This is a genomic window from Streptomyces sp. NPDC044719 (assembly GCF_056433405.1).
This window is the reverse complement of the sequence record NZ_JBWKHE010000020.1, coordinates 1-19,206: the sequence shown is the minus strand read 5'-3', so window position 1 is coordinate 19,206 and position 19,206 is coordinate 1. Positions and strand designations below refer to the sequence as shown.

General features: G+C 71.4%; 2 protein-coding genes. Both read left to right on the top strand.

Annotated elements, in window-relative coordinates; genetic code table 11:
* Positions 1-1,673 (top strand): SDR family NAD(P)-dependent oxidoreductase (locus tag AC07DF_RS41225; protein WP_478982735.1); only part of this gene is annotated, 1,673 nt, incomplete at its 5' end.
* The coding region (locus tag AC07DF_RS41220) for an SDR family NAD(P)-dependent oxidoreductase (RefSeq protein ID WP_478982733.1) at positions 1,670-19,206 on the top strand (17,537 nt) is incomplete at its 3' end. The genes AC07DF_RS41225 and AC07DF_RS41220, both read left to right, overlap by 4 nt.

Genomic DNA, 19,206 nt, shown 5'->3' with positions numbered 1-19,206 from the left:
CCACGGCGGGGCGGGGGGTGGATGTGGTGCTGGACAGTCTGGCGGGTGAGTTCGTGGATGCCTCGCTGCGGCTGCTGCCGCGTGGAGGCCGGTTCATCGAGATGGGCAAGGCCGACATCCGCGATCCGGAACAGGTCGCCGCCGACCACCCGGGCGTCACCTATCGCTGCTACGAAGTGATGGAGGCGGGACCGGAACGTACCCAGGAGATCTTGACGGAGATTGTGGGTCTGTTTGGGCGGGGGGTGCTGACGCCGCTTCCGGTGACGTCGTGGGATGTGCGGCGTGCGCCGGAGGCGTTCCGGTGGATGAGCCAGGCCCGGCATGTGGGGAAGGTCGTTGTGACCATGCCTCGGGTGTGGGACCGGGACGGCACGGTGCTGATCACCGGTGGGACGGGGGCGCTGGGCGGGCTGGTGGCCCGGCATCTGGTGACCGGCCACGGAATGCGGCATCTGGTGCTGGCCGGCCGCCGTGGAATGGAGGCCCCCAGGGCCAAGGAACTGCTGGCTGAGCTGGAGGAGTTGGGGGCGGAGGTCTCCGTGGTGGCGTGTGATGTGGCGGACGGGGATGCGGTCAGGGAGTTGGTTGCCGGGATCGGGGTGGAGCATCCGCTCACCGCGGTGGTGCATACGGCGGGTGTCCTGGCGGATGCGACGATCCCCGCTCTGACGCCCGGGGATCTGGATGTGGTGTTGCGGGCGAAGGTCGATGCGGTGGTGCATCTGCATGAGGCGACGCGTGAGCTGGATCTTGCGGGGTTTGTGTTGTTCTCGTCGGCGTCGGGGGTGCTGGGTAGTCCGGGGCAGGGCAATTACGCGGCGGCGAACTCCTTCCTGGACGCGTTCGCGCACGATCGCAGGGCGGCAGGTCTTCCGGCCCTCTCGCTCGCCTGGGGCCTGTGGGCACAAACCAGCGGCATGACCAAGGACGTCCAGGACGACGGAACCGCACGGATCTCCCGCTCCGGACTGGCCCCGATCACCAACGAACAGGGCATGAGACTGTTCGACGCCGTCCTCGGAACCGACCACGCGCTCCTCGTACCGATCAGGCTGGACCCCGCGGGACTACGAGCGCACGCCGACGCGGGAGCCTTTCCGGCCCTTCTGCGTGGACTCGCCCGCCCCCACCCGGCCCGCCGAGTAGCAGGCGGAACCGCCGGCAAGGGCCCGATCTCCGGGCCGGCTGCCCTGCTCCGGCGCCTCACCACCCTCACGAGGGCCGAACAGCACCGCACGCTGCTCGACCTCGTCCGCAGCCACGCCGCGACGATCCTCGGCCATGCGCTCCCCGACGGGGTGGAGGCCGAACGGGGATTCCTGGAGCTGGGCTTCGACTCCCTGACAGCGGTCGAACTGCGGAACCGGATCAACATCGCGGCAGGCCTCCGCCTGCCCACCACGCTCATCTTCGACTACCCGACCCCCGTTGCCCTTGCCCGGCACCTGCGAACGGCACTCGTACCGGACGACCCCGGAGCGGACGGTGCGGAGGGTGACGACGAGTTCGGAAACGGCGTCGAGCAGCACGCCGCGGACACCGAGAACAGAATCCGCGCTGTCGACGAGATGGATCTCGCGGACCTCATACGCATGGCGCACGGTGAACACGGCGAGCGCGGCGAAAACGACGAAACCGGACGATTTGAAGCCGAAGGGAAGAGCTCGTGACTGACGCCTCCACCAGCCAGATTGTCGGAGCGCTGCGGGCATCTCTGAAGGAGACCGAAAGGCTCAGGACGCAGAACCAGCAGCTCGAAGCCGCCGCGCAGGAACCCATCGCGATCGTCGGAATGGCCTGCCGCTACGCGGGCGGCGTCAACTCACCCGAAGACCTGTGGCAGTTGGTCCACGAGGGCCGTGACGCCGTGTCCGCCATCCCTGAGGACCGGGGCTGGGACGTCGACAGCCTGTACGACCCCGACCCGGACACCCCCGGAACCACCTATGTACGAGAAGGCGGCTTCCTCCAGGACGTGGCGGAGTTCGATGCGGACTTCTTCGCCGTACCGCCACGTGAGGCGCTGGCGATGGATCCGCAGCAGCGACTGCTGCTGGAGACAACCCATGAAGCCGTCGAACGGGCCGGAATTCCCACGAGGTCACTAAGGGGCAAGCACGTCGGTGTCTTCTACGGCGCGGGTTGGTCCGACTACGTCACAAGACTGCCCCAGCAGCCGGAGGAAGCCGACGGCTACTTCGTGACGGGCAGCACGTCCAGCGTCATCTCCGGTCGCGTCTCGTATGCGTTCGGCTTCGAGGGGCCGGCGGTGACGGTGGACACGGCGTGTTCGTCGTCGCTGGTGACCATCCACCTCGCCACTCAGGCACTGCGCGCCGGCGAGTGCTCGCTGGCACTGGCGGGCGGGGTCACGGTGATGGCCAGCCCGAAGGTCTTCACCGAGTTCAGCAGGATGCGGGGGCTCGCGAAGGACGGGCGCTGCAAGGCGTTCTCGGCACGAGCGGACGGATTCGGACCGGCCGAGGGTGTGGGTGTTCTGCTCCTGGAGCGGTTGTCGGATGCCCGGCGGAATGGGCATGAGGTGCTGGCGGTGGTGCGCGGCAGTGCGGTGAATCAGGACGGGGCGAGTAGTGGGCTCACGGCGCCGAATGGGCCGTCGCAGCAGCGGGTGATCCGGGCGGCGTTGGAGAGTGCGCGGCTGTCGGCGGCTGATGTGGATGTGGTGGAGGCGCACGGTACCGGGACCGCGTTGGGGGATCCGATCGAGGCGCAGGCGCTGCTGGCGACGTATGGGCAGGACCGGCCGGTGGATCGGCCGTTGTGGCTGGGGTCGGTGAAGTCGAACATCGCGCATACGCAGGCGGCGGCGGGTGTCGCCGGTGTGATCAAGATGGTGTTGGCGCTGGGGCAGGGGGTGTTGCCGCGGACGTTGCACGCGGAGGAGGCGTCGCCGCATGTGGACTGGTCCGCCGGTGGGGTCGAGCTGCTGTCGCACGCGCGGGAGTGGCCGCGGACGGGGGACCGTGCGCGCAGGGCGGGGGTGTCGTCGTTCGGGATCAGTGGGACGAATGCGCATGTGATCGTCGAGGAGGCCCCGCAGACCGAGGCAGACGGCCGGGGGGAGCCTGTTCCGGGTGTGGTGGTGCCGTGGGTGGTGTCGGGGCGCAGTGCTGAAGCCCTGGCGGCGCAGGCGGGGCGGCTGGCGGAGTTCGTGGAGACGCACCCGCAGGTGAATCCGGTGGATGTGGGCTGGTCGCTGGCGTCGGCGCGGTCGGTGCTGGAGCACCGGGCGGTGGTGCTCGGAGCGGGCGGGAACCGGGACGAACTGCTGGCCGGGCTGCGGGCGTTGACTGCGGGCATGCCGTCGGTGGCGGCTGGTGGGGTGCGCACGGGGTTGCTGTTGTCGGGGCAGGGTGCGCAGCGGGTGGGGATGGGGGCGGAGCTTGCCGGGGCGTATCCGGTGTTCGCCGACGCGTTGGGGGAGGCGTGCCGGGCGGTGGGTCTGGATGCCGGTGTCTTCGCTGATGGTGTCCGGTTGGAGCAGACCCGGTTCACGCAGGGTGCGTTGTTCGCGGTGGAGGTGGCGTTGTTCCGGCTGCTGGACAGCTGGGGTGTGGGTGTGGATTACCTGATGGGGCATTCGGTGGGGGAGCTGGCGGCGGCGCATGTGGCGGGGGTGATGTCGCTGGAGGATGCGGGCCGGCTGGTGGCTGCGCGGGGCCGGTTGATGCAGGCGTTGCCGCCCGGTGGGGTGATGGTGGCGGTGCAGGCCGGTGAGGCCGAAGCCCTGCAAGCCCTGCAAGCTCTTCAGGAGTGTGCGGGGCGGGTGGATGTGGCGGCGGTCAATGGGCCGCGGTCGGTGGTGTTCTCCGGCGAGGCACAGGCCGTGGAGCGGGTGGTGGCCTGTTTCCCGGGGCGGCGCAGTCGCCGGCTGTCGGTCAGTCATGCGTTTCATTCGCCGTTGATGGAGCCGATGCTGGAGCAGTTCGAGGAGGTGGCCCGGCAGGTCGGTTACCGGCCGCCGCGTATTCCGGTGGTCTCCAATGTGACGGGCCGGATCGCAGGACCGGGGGAGTTGGAGTCGGCGGAGTACTGGGTGCGGCATGTGCGGGCGGCGGTGCGGTTCGCCGACGGTATCCGCACTCTGGCCGGTGAGGGTGTGAACGTGTTCCTGGAGGTGGGGCCGGGCGGTGTGCTGGCCGCGATGGCCGAGGAAACCCTCGAAGAGGAGGAGTCCGGCACGCCCCGGCTGGTGGTGCCCTTGCTGCGGGCAGAGCGTCCCGAGCCGCAGTCCCTCACCACCGCACTGGCGCAGGCCTACGCCCACGGCGCCGATGTCGACTGGACGGCGCTGCTGCCCGGCGGGCGGCAGGTGGAGCTGCCCACGTATGCCTTCCAGCGCCGGCGGTACTGGCTGGAAGAGGACCACCGGGCGGCGACTGATCCCGCAGCACTGGGGCTGTCCGAGGCTGGTCATCCGCTGCTGGGTGCGGCCGTGCGCCTGGCGGACGAGCAGGGTGTCGTGCTGACCGGGCGGCTGTCCCTGCGCACGCACCCATGGCTGGCCGACCACGTGATCGGCGGCACGGTGCTGTTCCCGGGGACGGGGTTTGTGGAGTTGGCCGTGCGGGCCGGGGATGAGGTCGGCTGCCCGCGCCTGGAAGAACTCACTTTGGAGATGCCCCTGGTCATCCCCGAGGAAGGCGATGTCGCCCTTCAGGTCCGGGTCGGTGCGCAGGACGAGTCCGGGTGGCGGCCGGTGAGTGTGCACTCGCAGAGCGGGCCGGACGAGGAGTGGACCCGGCACGTCAGTGGGGTACTGGCGGGCGGGTCCGGCGGCGAGGGTTTCGATCTGGCGGTGTGGCCTCCGGCTGATGCGGATCCGGTGACGCTGGACGGGTTCTACGAAGGTCTGGCCGCGTCCGGCTACGGCTACGGCCCGGTGTTCCAGGGGCTGCGGGCGGTGTGGCGGCGCGGCGACGAGGTGTTCGCCGAGGTCGGTCTGCCCGAGGACCAGGCCGCGGACGCGGGTGGGTTCGGTATCCATCCTGCGTTGCTCGACGCCGCCCTGCACGCGGCGCTGGCCACCGCCGGTGACCGTACCGGTGAGGGCGGCGACGACCAGATCCGGCTGCCGTTCGCGTGGACCGGCGTGTCCCTGTTCGCCACCGGCGCCACGGCGGCACGTATCCGTCTGACATTCACTGGCGCTGATGCGGCGTCGGTCGAGATGGCGGATGCCGAGGGCCGCCCGGTGGCTTCGGCCGACGCACTGGTCTCCCGACCGGTGTCCAGGGAACAGCTGTCGAAATCGCAGGCTGGTGGCGGGCAGGGAACGCTCCTGGGCGTGGACTGGGTCCCCGCCCCCACGGCGGATACGCCCTCTTCTATCGGGTGGGCGATGCTGGGCGACCCCGTACGGCCTGATGGGGACAGCCACCCGGACTGCGTGGTCCTGGTCTGTCCGCCACAGGCTGATGACGACCTCGCGCGAGGAACGGGCCGCGCCGCCGGCGAAGTGCTCGATGCGGTTCAGGGGTGGCTAGCGGATGAATCGGTCGTCGGCTCGCGGTTGGTCGTGGTGACGCGTGGAGCCGTGGGGGTGGGCTCCGATGACCTGTTGTCCGGTCTGACGCATGCCGCGGTGTGGGGTCTGGTGCGGTCGGCGCAGACGGAGCACCCGGGCCGGTTCGTTCTGGTGGATGTGGACGACGCGGCTGCGCTGGCCGATGTCCTGCCTGTGGCACTGGCCACGGGTGAGCCGCAGGTCGTGGTGCGGGACGGTCAGGTGTGGGTGCCGCGTCTTGACCGGGTGACGGTCTCTGAGGGGGTGACAGGGGAGCGGGTCTGGGATGCCGAGGGCACGGTGTTGATCACCGGGGGGACCGGGGCGTTGGGCGGTCTGCTGGCCCGTCATCTGGTGGAGAAGTACGGGGTGCGCCGTCTGCTCCTGGCCAGTCGTCGAGGCCCTGATGCTCCCGGTGCGCGGGAGCTGGAGGCGGAGCTGCTCGGGTTGGGTGCGGAGTCGGTGTCGGTGGTGGCCTGTGATGTGGCTGACCGTCGGGCGGCGGAGGCGTTGGTGGCCGGGGTGCCGGCGGAGTATCCGTTGCGTGCGGTGGTGCATGCGGCGGGGGTGTTGGACGACGGTACGGTCGCGGCTTTGACGCCGGAGCGGCTGGACACCGTCCTGCGGGCCAAGGTGGACGCCGCCGTCAACCTGCACGAAGCGACCCACGGCCTCGACCTGCGGGCATTCGTACTCTTCTCCTCCGTCGCCGGGATCTTCGGTGGCCCGGGCCAGTCGAACTACGCCGCCGCCAACGCCTTCCTCGACGCTCTGGCTCAGCGGCGCGCAGCGGAGGGCCTGCCGGGGCTCTCGCTTGCCTGGGGCCTGTGGGACCAGGACGGAGGTATGACCGGCCAGTTGGACCAAGCGGCGCGGGCCCGTATCTCGCGTTCCGGTCTGACCCCCATACCCGCGCGACAGGGATTGAGCCTGTTCGACATGGCGGCGCGGGTGCGCGACCGGGCTGTGCTGGTACCCGTTGCCGTGGACATGGGCGTGCTGCGGGCTCAGGCCGGGACTGGCACCTTGCCGCCGTTGCTGCGCAACCTGGTCCCAGCCCCGGTGCGGCGGACCGCCGCCACCGCCGAATCCGGCAGACAGGGGACCGGATCCTCGCCGGCGCAGCAGCTGGCCGAACTCTCCGAGCCGGAACAGGAACGACTGCTCCTGGACCTGGTCCGTACCCATGCCGCGGCTGCGCTCGGACACGCGAAACCGGACGCGGTGGGGCCGCAGCGCGGGTTCCTGGAGCTGGGCTTCGACTCGCTGATGGCGGTGGAACTCCGCAACCGCCTCAGTGCGGCAGTCGGCCTGCGCCTCCCTTCGACCTCGATCTTCGACCACCCGACCCCGCTCGCCCTCGCCCTCGCGCTGCGGTCCGAGCTGATGGGTACGGAACGAAACGCGCCTGCCGCGCAGGGCGCAGCGGCCGCTACAGCCACCGCGGCCGCCGACGAGCCACTGGCGATCATCGGAATGGCCTGCCGCCTCCCTGGCGGTATCGATTCCCCGGATGCGCTGTGGCAGCTCGTGGACGAGGGTCGGGACGTGGTGTCCGCTTTCCCGGACGACCGCGGCTGGAATGTGGAGCAGCTGTACGACCCGGATCCGGACGCACGCGGCAAGAGCTACTCATGCGAAGGGGCGTTCGTCGACGACGCCGGTGACTTCGACGCGGAGCTGTTCGGGATCTCGCCGCGTGAGGCGCTGGCGATGGATCCGCAGCAGCGGCTGCTGCTGGAGGCGTCCTGGGAGGCGTTCGAGCGGGCCGGGATCGACCCGGCGGCCGTGCGAGGCCACCAGGTCGGTGTGTTCGCCGGTGCCATGGCCCCGGACTACGTCTCAAGGCTCAACAAGGTGCCCGAGGACGTCGAGGGCTACACGATGACGGGCAGTACCGCCAGCGTCATCTCCGGCCGGATCTCGTATGCGTTCGGTCTTGAGGGGCCGGCGGTGACGGTGGACACGGCGTGTTCGTCGTCGTTGGTGGCGCTGCACCTCGCCGGACAGGCACTGCGCGCCGGCGAGTGCTCGCTGGCACTGGCGGGCGGGGTCACGGTGATGGCAAGCCCTCAGGAGTTCATCGAGCTGAGTCGGCAGCGTGGGCTGGCGCGGGATGGGCGGTGCAAGTCCTTCTCGGCGGACGCTGATGGTGTCGGCTGGGGTGAGGGTGTGGGTGTGCTGGTGCTGGAGCGGTTGTCGGATGCCCGGCGGAATGGGCATGAGGTGCTGGCGGTGGTGCGTGGCAGTGCGGTGAATCAGGACGGGGCCAGTAGTGGGCTTACGGCGCCGAATGGGCCGTCGCAGCAGCGGGTGATCCGGGCGGCGTTGGAGAGTGCGCGGCTGTCGGCGCCTGATGTGGATGCCGTAGAGGCGCACGGTACGGGGACGACGCTGGGGGATCCGATCGAGGCGCAGGCGTTGCTGGCGACCTACGGTCAAGGCCGGCCGGAGGGGCGGCCGTTGTGGCTGGGGTCGGTGAAGTCGAATATCGCGCATACGCAGGCGGCGGCGGGTGTCGCGGGTGTGATCAAGATGGTGTTGGCGCTGCGGCAGGGGGTGTTGCCGCGGACGTTGCACGCGGAGGAGGCGTCGCCGCATGTGGACTGGTCGGCGGGTGCGGTGGAGTTGCTGACCGAGGCGCGGGAGTGGCCACGGACGGAGGACCGGCCGCGCAGGGCGGGGGTGTCGTCGTTCGGGATCAGTGGGACGAATGCGCATGTGATCGTGGAGGAGGCCCCGGCGGGTGAGGTTGTGGCCCGGGAGGTTCCTGTCCCGGGTGTGGTGGTGCCGTGGGTGGTGTCGGGGCGCAGTGCTGGGGCTTTGGCGGCGCAGGCGGGGCGGCTGGCGGAGTTCGTGGAGACGCACCCGCAGGTGAATCCGGTGGATGTGGGGTGGTCGCTGGCGTCGGCGCGGTCGGTGCTGGAGCACCGGGCGGTGGTGCTGGGTGCGGGCGGGGACCGGGGCGAGCTGCTGGCCGGGCTGCGTGCCGTGTCGTCCGAGGGTGTGGCGGGTGGGGTGCGTACGGGGTTGTTGTTGTCGGGGCAGGGTGCGCAGCGGGTGGGGATGGGGGCGGAGCTTGCCGGGGTGTATCCGGTGTTCGCCGATGCGTTGGGGGAGGCGTGCCGGGCGGTGGGTGTGGATGCCGGTGTCTTTGCCGATGGTGTCCGGTTGGAGCAGACCCGGTTCACGCAGGGTGCGTTGTTCGCGGTGGAGGTGGCGTTGTTCCGGCTGCTGGACAGCTGGGGTGTGGGTGTGGATTACCTGTTGGGGCATTCGGTGGGGGAGCTGGCGGCGGCGCATGTGGCGGGGGTGATGTCGCTGGAGGATGCGGGCCGGCTGGTGGCTGCGCGGGGCCGGTTGATGCAGGCGTTGCCGCCCGGTGGGGTGATGGTGGCGGTGCAGGCCGGCGAGACCGAAGCCCTGCAAGCCCTGCAAGCTCTTCAGGAGTGTGCGGGGCGGGTGGATGTGGCGGCGGTCAACGGGCCGCGGTCGGTGGTGTTCTCCGGCGAGGCACAGGCCGTGGAGCAGGTGGTGGCCTGTTTCCCGGGGCGGCGCAGTCGCCGGCTGTCGGTCAGTCATGCGTTTCATTCGCCGTTGATGGAGCCGATGCTGGAGCAGTTCGAGGAGGTGGCCCGGCAGGTCGGTTACCGGCCGCCGCGGATCCCGGTGGTCTCCAATGTGACGGGCCGGATCGCAGGACCGGGGGAGTTGGAGTCGGCGGAGTACTGGGTGCGGCATGTGCGGGCGGCGGTGCGGTTCGCCGACGGTATCCGCACTCTGGCCGGTGAGGGTGTGAACGTGTTCCTGGAAGTGGGGCCGGGCGGTGTGCTGGCCGCGATGGCCGAGGAAACCCTCGAAGAGCACGAAGAGTCCGGCACGCCCCGGCTGGTTCTACCGCTCCTGCGTCAGGATCGTCCCGAGCCGCAGTCCCTCACCACCGCACTGGCCCAGGCCTACGCCCACGGCGCCGATGTCGACTGGACGGCGCTGCTGCCCGGCGGGCGGCAGGTGGAGCTGCCCACCTATGCCTTCCAGCGCCGGCGGTACTGGCTGGAAGAGGACCACCGGGCGGCGGCCGATCCCGCAGCACTGGGGCTGTCCGAGGCTGGTCATCCGCTGCTGGGTGCGGCCGTGCGCCTGGCGGACGAGCAGGGTGTCGTGCTGACCGGGCGGCTGTCCCTGCGCACGCACCCATGGCTGGCCGACCACGCCATCGGCGGCACGGTGCTGTTCCCGGGTGCCGGTCTGGTGGAGATCGCGTTGCGGGCCGGGGATGAGGTCGGCTGTCCGCGGCTGGAAGAACTCACTTTGGAGATGCCGCTGGTCATCCCCGAGGAAGGCGATGTCGCCCTTCAGGTCCGGGTCGGTGCGCAGGACGAGTCCGGCTGGCGGCCGGTGAGCGTGCACTCGCAGAGCGGGCCGGACGAGGAGTGGACCCGGCACGTCAGTGGGGCGCTCAGCCAGGCCGAGGTGACCGGCTCCGTCGAACTCGGCGCCTGGCCACCTCCCGGAGCGACACCGATCGAACTGGACGGTTTCTACGAAGGTCTGGCCGCGTCCGGCTACGGCTACGGCCCGGTGTTCCAGGGGCTGCGGGCGGCGTGGCGGCGGGGCGACGACGTCTTCGCCGAAGTCAGCCTTCCCGACCGGGAGCACCGCGGTGCCACCGGCTTCGGTATCCACCCCGCACTGCTGGACGCCGCCCTGCACGCGGCGCTCGCCAACGCCGAGGCCCCGAGCGACCAGGTCCGGCTGCCGTTCGCGTGGACCGGCGTGTCCCTGTTCGCCACAGGTGCGGCGAGCGTACGAGTGCGGCTGTCCGCGGTCGACGCGGACGCGCTGTCCGTACATGTCACCGACACCGAAGGCCGGCCGGTGGCCTGTGCGGACGCGCTGGTCTCCCGTCCCGTATCGCCCGACCAGCTGCGGCAGGGGGCCGGGCGGAACCACGACGCACTGTTCGAGTTGGAGTGGGTCGCCGTGCCCCCTGCGAACGACGCGTCCGTCCCCGCTGAGTGGGGGCTGCTGGGGGACGACCGTCCGGAGGACACCGGCCGCCGTCCGGAAGCCATCGTGCTCCCGTGCGCTCAGGCCGAGACCGCCCCGAACGGCCTCGCGCGGGCGGCTCGCCTGGCCACGGGTGAGGTCCTCGCGGCGCTCCAGGCCTGGCTGGCTGATGAGCCCTCTGCCGGTTCGCGCCTGGTGGTGCTGACGCGCAATGCGGTCGCGGGCGTCGGCGAGGGCGAGCGGTTGAATCTCGTGCACTCTCCCGCGTGGGGTTTGGTGCGGTCGGCGCAGACGGAGCATCCGGGCCGGTTCGTTCTCGTCGATGTGGGTGAGGGGGATGACTGGGAGGCGGTGCTGCCTGCGGCGCTGGCCACGGGTGAGCCGCAGGTCGTGGTGCGCGGTGGCCAGGTGTGGGTGCCGCGTCTTGCCCGGGTGACGGCCACGGAGGAGCCGGCCGTGCCCCCGGCCTGGGATGCCGAGGGCACGGTGTTGATCACCGGGGGGACCGGGGCGTTGGGCGGTCTGCTGGCCCGTCATCTGGTGGAGAAGTACGGGGTGCGCCGTCTGCTCCTGGCCGGTCGTCGAGGCCCTGATGCTCCCGGTGCGCGGGAGCTGGAGGCGGAGCTGCTCGGGTTGGGTGCGGAGTCGGTGTCGGTGGTGGCCTGTGATGTGGCTGACCGTCGGGCGGCGGAGGCGTTGGTGGCCGGGGTGCCGGCGGAGTATCCGTTGCGTGCGGTGGTGCATGCGGCGGGGGTGTTGGACGACGGTACGGTCGCGGCTTTGACGCCGGAGCGGCTGGACACCGTCCTGCGGGCCAAGGTGGACGCCGCCGTCAACCTGCACGAGGCGACCCGCGGCCTCGACCTGACCGACTTCATCTTCTTCTCCTCCGCCGCCGGTGTCTTCGGCAATGCGGGCCAGGCGAACTACGCCGCCGCCAACGCGTTCCTGGACGCCCTCGCACAGCACCGCCGGGCCGAGGGGCTGCCGGGCGTATCGCTCGCCTGGGGGCTGTGGGCCAAGGCCGAAGGCATGGCTGGCGCGGTCGGCGCGGCCGGCCTCCTGGAACAGACATCCCGTACCCGGCTCTCCCGTACCGGTACGGTGCCGATGTCCGACGAGCAGGGGCTCGCCCTGTTCGACCGGGCCGTCTGCACGGACCGGGCCCTGCTTGTGCCCATCGAGATGGACATGGGAGTGCTGCGCACCCAGGCCGGGACGGGCACCTTGCCGCCGCTGCTGCACAACCTGGTCCGTCTTCCGGCACGCCGGACCGCCGATGCGGCTGATGCGAACAGCGCGCCCCATACGACCGATGCGACCGGGACGGCCCGGATCGCCGCTGGGCAGGGAACCGACCTCGCCCAGCGACTGGCCGCGCTTTCCGGAGCGGAGCAGGAACGCCTCCTTCTGGACGTGGTACGCGCCCACACCGCGGCCGTCCTCGGACACGAGACACCGGAGAGTGTCGACGCGGGCCAGGCGTTCCGGTCGCTGGGCTTCGACTCGCTCATGGCAGTGGAGTTGCGCAACCGGCTCAGTAGTGCCACCGGGCTGCGGCTCTCCGCCTCTTTGGTCTTCGACCACCCGAACGCCTCCACCCTCGCCGGGCAGCTGCGTGCGCAGCTCATCCCCGCCGAGCAGGGTGCGGACCTCGCCGCGGCCGCGACAGCCGCGGCGCCGGCCGACGAGCCGCTGGCGATCGTCGGGATGGCCTGCCGCTTCCCGGGCGGAGCCGACTCACCCGAAGGACTCTGGCAGCTCCTGCGGGACGGCCTGGACGCGACCACACCCCTGCCGAGCGACCGTGGATGGGACCCGGACGACTTCTACGACCCGGACCCGAACGCGCCCGGCAAGAACTACACAAGGGCGGGAGGGTTCCTGCGGGACGCCGCCGGGTTCGACGCGGAGCTGTTCGGCATCCCGCCGCGTGAGGCACTGGCGATGGACCCGCAGCAGCGGCTGCTGATGGAGACGTCCTGGGAGGCCTTCGAGAGCGCGGGTACCGCCCCCGAGTCGCTGCGCGGGAGCCAGGTCGGCGTGTTCGCGGGGGCCATGGGGTCGGACTACATGGCCACCATGGCCGTACCGGAGGAACTGGAGGGCTTCTTCGCCACGGGGAGCGCCGGCAGTGTGATCTCCGGCCGTATCGCCTACACCTTCGGTCTCGAGGGGCCGGCGGTGACGGTGGACACGGCGTGTTCGTCGTCGCTGGTGGCGCTCCACCTCGCCGGCCAGGCACTGCGCGCCGGTGAGTGCTCGATGGCACTCGCGGGCGGTGTCCAGGTGGTGGCGACCCCGAGGGCACTCATCGAGATGAGCCGTCAGCGGGGGCTCGCTCCCGACGGCCGGTCGAAGGCCTTCTCCGCGGCAGCGGACGGCACGGGCTGGGGCGAGGGCGTCGGAGTCCTCGTCCTCGAACGGCTCTCGGATGCCCGGCGGAACGGGCACGAGGTGCTGGCGGTGATCCGCGGCAGCGCGGTGAATCAGGACGGGGCCAGCAACGGGCTCACGGCGCCGAACGGGCCGTCGCAGCAGCGGGTGATCCGGGCGGCGTTGGAGAGTGCGCGGCTGGAGGCCGCGGATGTGGACGCCGTAGAGGCGCATGGCACGGGGACGACGCTGGGGGATCCGATCGAGGCCCAGGCGCTGCTCGCCACCTACGGCCAAGGCCGGCCGGAGGATCGGCCGTTGTGGCTGGGGTCGATCAAGTCGAACATCGCGCACACGCAGGCGGCGGCGGGTGTCGCCGGTGTGATCAAGATGGTGTTGGCACTGCGGCACGGGGTGTTGCCCCGGACGTTGCACGCGGAGGAGCCGTCGCCGCATGTGGACTGGTCCGCCGGTGCGGTGGAGTTGCTGACGGAGGCCCGGGAGTGGCCACGGACGGAGGACCGGCCGCGCAGGGCGGGGGTGTCGTCGTTCGGCATCAGCGGGACCAATGCGCACGTGATCGTCGAGGAAGCCCCGCAGACCGGAGCCGGCGCCGACAGCCACAGCGGCGCCGACAGCCGGCCGGACCGTGCCCCCGGTGCTGTAGTGCCCTGGGTGATATCGGGACGCAGCACCGAGGCTCTGGCGGCGCAGGCGGGACGGTTGGCCGAGTATGCGGAGGCGCGCCCGGATCTGGATCCGGTGGATGTGGGCTGGTCGCTGGCGTCGGCGCGGTCGGTGCTGGAACACCGGGCAGTGGTGCTCGGCGTCGACGGGGACCGGAACGAGCTGCTCGCGGGGCTCCGTGCCGTGTCGTCCGGCGCGCCCTCGGCGTCGGTGGTTTCGGCTGCGGCCGACGTACGCGGCCGCGTGGTGTTCGTCCTTCCGGGCCAGGGCTCGCAGTGGGCCGGCATGGCCGTGGAACTGCTGGACTCCTCACCGGTGTTCGCCGAGGCGTTCGCCCAGTGTGACGCCGCCGTCGCGCCCTTGGTGGGCTGGTCGGTGACCGATGTCGTGCGCGGGCTGGAGGGCGCGCCGCCGGTGGAGCGCATCGAGGTGCTCCAGCCGGTGCTGTTCGCGGTGAACGTGTCGCTGGCGGCGGTGTGGCGCGCGGCCGGGGTGGAGCCCGCCGCGGTGGTGGGGCACTCACAGGGGGAGATCGCGGCGGCCCACGTGGCCGGAGCGCTGTCGCTCGAGGACGCGGCGCGGGTGGTGGTACTGCGCAGCAAGCTGTTCGCCGAGGAACTGGTGGGCCACGGAGCGGTGGCGTCGGTGGCCCTGTCGGCCGACGCCGTGGAGGAACAGCTCGCGCGGTGGGACGGCCGGCTCGTCGTCGCCGGGCGCAACGGTCCAGGTGCGGCCACGGTCGCCGGCGACGAGGCGGCACTGGAGGAGTTCGTCGCGGAGTGCGCTGCCGACGAGGTGCGGGCCAGGATCGTGGGGTCGACGGTGGCCTCGCACTGCGCGCAGGTGGATCCGCTGCGTGACCGCATCCTGGAGCTGTTCGCGGACATCGAGCCCCGCGCATCACAGGTGCCGTTCTACTCGACCGTGACCGGCGGGGTGCTGGACACCACGGAGCTGGGCGCCGACTACTGGTTCCACAATGCCCGTCAGCCGGTGAACTACGAGGGCGCGGTGCGTGCCATGCTGGAGGACGGCTACCGCTTCTTCGTGGAGTGCAGTGCCCATCCGGTACTGGTGCCGGGCACTCAGGCCACCGCCGAGGACGCCGGCATCGAGGCGGTGGCGACCGGATCGCTGCGGCGTCAGGAGGGCGGGCTGCACCGACTGCTGACGTCGGTGGCCGAAGTGTTCACGCGCGGGATCGACGTGAACTGGCCCGCCCTGCTGCCCGGCGGACGCCAGGTGAAGCTGCCGACGTACGCCTTCCAGCGGCAGCGCTACTGGCTGGCGGACACGGGTTCGCCCATGGGCGACCCGGACGCCCTGGGACTTGCCCCGGCGGAACACCCCGTACTCGGCGCGACCGTACGGCTGGCAGACGACCAGGGCGTGGTGCTGACCGGCCGGATCTCCCTGCGTACGCACCCCTGGCTGGCCGATCACGCGGTGGCCGGGGCGGTGCTGCTGCCCGGCACGGGCTTCGCGGAGCTCGCCATCCGGGCCGGGGACGAAGCCGGCTGCCCACGCCTGGAAGAACTCACCCTCGAGTCCCCGCTCGTCGTTCCGGAGGACAGTGGCGTCCGGGTCCAGGTCCGCGTCGGACCGGAGGGGGAGAACGGCAGGCGATCGGTGAGCGTCCACTCGCAGCGCGTGGACGCCCCCGGCGACGAGTGGGTCCGGCACGCCGATGGCGTACTCGCCGAGGAGGGTACCGCCGAGGCGCGTACGGCTGAGGCGTTCGACCTGGCCGAGTGGCCGCCGGCGAACGCCGAGCCCGTGTCGCTGGACGGCTTCTATGACGGCCTGGCCGCGTCCGCATACGGGTACGGGCCGGTGTTCCGGGGGCTGCGGGCGGCCTGGCGGCGCGGAGAGGACATCTTCGCAGAGGTGAGCCTGCCGGAGGGCGAGGCCACCGGGACGGCAGGATTCGGTATCCACCCGGCGCTGCTGGACGCCTGCCTTCACGCCGGCTTGACGCGGCAGCACAGCGGGGACGAGGTTCGGCTGCCGTTCGTGTGGCATGGCGTGACCCTGTTCGCAGGAGGCGCCTCGCACGTACGCGTCCAGCTGACCCCGGCCGGCACGGACGGGGCCATGTCGCTACGCGTGGCGGACTCGGCCGGCCTGCCGGTGGCCTCCGTCGACGCGCTGATCACCCGGCCCCTGGCGACCGAGCAGCTGCGGCAGGCCAGTGCCGTGGAGCAGTCGGCGCTCTTCGGCCTGGACTGGGTCGCCGCCGCCGAGGTCGAGGCGTCCGCCGCCCCCAGGTGGGCGGTACTGGGCTGCACCGACCCGGAGATGGACTCGGATTCGGGCGCGGGCTCGGATGTGGCCTCGGGCTCGGGATCGGGCTCAGATGTGGACTCGTATCCGGAGCACGTGGTCCTGCCCTGCACTCCGATCAGGGGTGGAGAACTCGCCGAGGTGGTACACGAGGTCACCGGCGAGGTGCTGTCCGCGATCCAGGAGTGGCTGGCGGATGAGGCGGCGGCCCGGTCCAAGCTGATCGTGGTGACACGGGGCGCCGTCGTCGCGGGCCCGGACGAGTCGGCGGCCGATCTGTCCCATGCCGCCGTCTGGGGTCTGGTGCGCTCCGCCCAGACGGAGAATCCCGGCCGTTTCGTGCTGGTCGACGTCGACGACGCCACCGACTGGGAAGCAGCCCTGCCCTCCGTGCTTGCGGTCGACGAACCCCAGGTGGCCGTACGGGGCGGTACGGTCCTCACACCACGCCTGGTCCGCTCCGGCGCCCATCCCCATGCGACGCGCGCCGGCGCGACCGACGAGCCGGGCCGCAGCGAGCGTGACCACAGCACGGACGAGCTGCTCTGGGACCCGGATGGCACGGTGCTGATCACCGGCGGTACGGGCCTGCTCGGCCGTCTGCTCGCTTGCCACCTGGCGCGGGAACGGGGAGTGCGGCACCTGCTGCTGACCAGCCGCCGCGGGACGGCGGCTCCGGGAGCCCGCGAACTGCACGCCGAGCTGGAGAACTGCGGGGCGCACGTGTCCATCGTCGCCTGTGACACGGCCGACCGGGATGCGGTCGACCAGCTCCTGGCTACGGTTCCGGAGCAGCACCCGTTGACCGCCGTCGTGCACGCGGCCGGACTGCTGGACGACCGTACGATCCCGGCGCTGTCCGGGGACCAGCTCGACACCGTCATGCGGCCCAAGGTCGACGCGGCGATGAACCTGCACGAGGCGACCCGGGACCTCGACCTCAAGGCGTTCGTGCTCTTCTCCTCGGCGGCCGGTGTCTTCGGCAACCCGGGCCAGGGGAACTACGCCGCCGCCAACACCTTCCTGGACGCCCTCGCGCAGCACCGCCGAGCCCAAGGGCTGCCAGGGGTGTCGCTGGCCTGGGGACTGTGGGCCGGGGAAAGCGGTATGAGCGAGCACCTCGCCGAGCAGGTCGAGGAGGGAAAACACGCACTCGTCACCGCCACCGGAGCGACGGCCCTGACGAACGAGGAGGGACTCGCCCTGTTCGACGCGGCGGTGCGCGTGCCGGACCGGGCGCTGCTCGTGCCCCTCGGCATGGACTGGGGCGTGCTGCGGAACCGGGCCAGGACACAGGCCCTGCCACCACTGCTGCGCGGCCTGGTCCGTACTCCGGTACGCCGGACCGCAACCGCCGCCCGAACAGGCACCACCACCTCGGCACTGGCCCGTCGCCTCGCCGGACTCTCCACGCCGGAACAGGAGAGCGTGGTGCTCGACCTCGTCCGGGACCTCGCCGTTGCCGTACTCGGGCACGCCAAGACCAACGTCGTGGATCTGCGACGCGGCTTCCTCGACCAGGGATTCGACTCCCTGACCGCGATCCAGCTGCGCAACCAGCTCAACAACGCCACCGGGCTGAGCCTGCCCGCCACGCTGGTCTTCGACCATCCGACGCCGCTGGACCTGGCACACCACCTGCTGACCCAAGTGGCCGGCACCGAGCACACCGCCGCCGGCGCCCCGACGCGCACCGCCGTGGCCATGGACGAACCCCTCGCGATCATCGGAATGGCCTGTCGTTTCCCTGGCGGCGCCGACTCCCCCGAGGCGCTGTGGCGCCTCGTCGCCGAAGAACGCGACGCCGTCGGCGGCCTGCCCGTCGACCGGGGCTGGGACCTGGCTTCCCTGTACGACCCGGATCCGGACGCACGCGGCAAGAGCTACGTACGTCAGGGTGCGTTCGTCTACGACGCCGGTGACTTCGACGCGGAGCTGTTCGGGATCTCGCCGCGTGAGGCGCTGGCGATGGACCCGCAGCAGCGGCTGCTGCTGGAGACCTCCTGGGAGGCGTTCGAACGCGCCGGTATCGCCCCCGAGTCGCTGCGCGGCGGCCAGGTGGGCGTGTTCGCGGGCGCCATGGGCTCGGACTACACGGCCAACCTCAGCCAGGCCCCCGAGGGCGTCGAAGGCTACGCCGTCACCGGCAGCGCGGGCAGCGTCATCTCGGGCCGCGTCTCGTATGCGTTCGGTCTCGAGGGGCCGGCGGTGACGGTGGACACGGCGTGTTCGTCGTCGCTGGTGGCTCTCCACCTCGCCGGCCAGGCACTGCGCACCGGCGAATGCTCGATGGCGCTCGCCGCCGGCGTGACCGTGATGGCCGGTCCTCAGGAACTCACCGAGTTCAGCCGCCAGCGCGCCCTGGCGTGGGACGGCCGGTGCAAGGCGTTCTCGGCGCAGACGGACGGATTCGGATTCGCCGAAGGTGCGGGTGTCCTGCTCCTGGAGCGGTTGTCGGATGCCCGGCGGAACGGGCATGAGGTGCTGGCGGTGGTGCGTGGCAGTGCGGTGAATCAGGACGGGGCGAGTAGTGGGCTCACGGCGCCGAATGGGCCGTCGCAGCAGCGGGTGATCCGCGCTGCACTTGCCAGTGCGCGTCTCGATGCCGGGGACGTGGACGCCGTGGAGGCGCATGGCACGGGCACCGCCTTGGGGGATCCGATCGAGGCGCAGGCGCTGCTGGCGACGTATGGGCAGGACCGGCCGGTGGATCGGCCGTTGTGGCTGGGGTCGGTGAAGTCGAATATCGCGCATACGCAGGCGGCGGCGGGTGTTGCCGGCGTGATGAAGATGGTGATGGCGCTGCGGCACGGGGTGCTGCCGCGGACGTTGCACGCGGAGGAGCCGTCGCCGCATGTGGACTGGTCCTCCGGTGGGGTCGAGCTGCTGTCGCAGGCGCGGGAGTGGCCGCAGGTGGAAGGGCGTCCGCGTCGGGCGGGGGTGTCGTCGTTCGGGATCAGTGGGACGAATGCGCATGTGATCGTGGAGGAGGCCCCGGCGGGTGAGGTTGTGGCCCGGGAGGAGCCTGTCCCGGGTGTGGTGGTGCCGTGGGTGGTGTCGGGGCGTAGTGGTGAGGCTTTGGCGGCGCAGGCGGGGCGGCTGGCGGAGTTCGTCCAGGCCCGGCCGGAGTTGGATCCGGTGGATGTGGGGTGGTCGCTGGCATCGGCGCGGTCGGTGCTGGAGCACCGGGCGGTGGTGCTGGGTGCGGGCGGGGACCGGGGCGAGCTGCTGGCCGGGTTGGGGTCGTTGGCTGCGGGCACGCCGTCGGTGTCGGTGGTTTCGGGTGTTTCCGGTGTGGCGCAGGAACGTGGCCGGGCGGT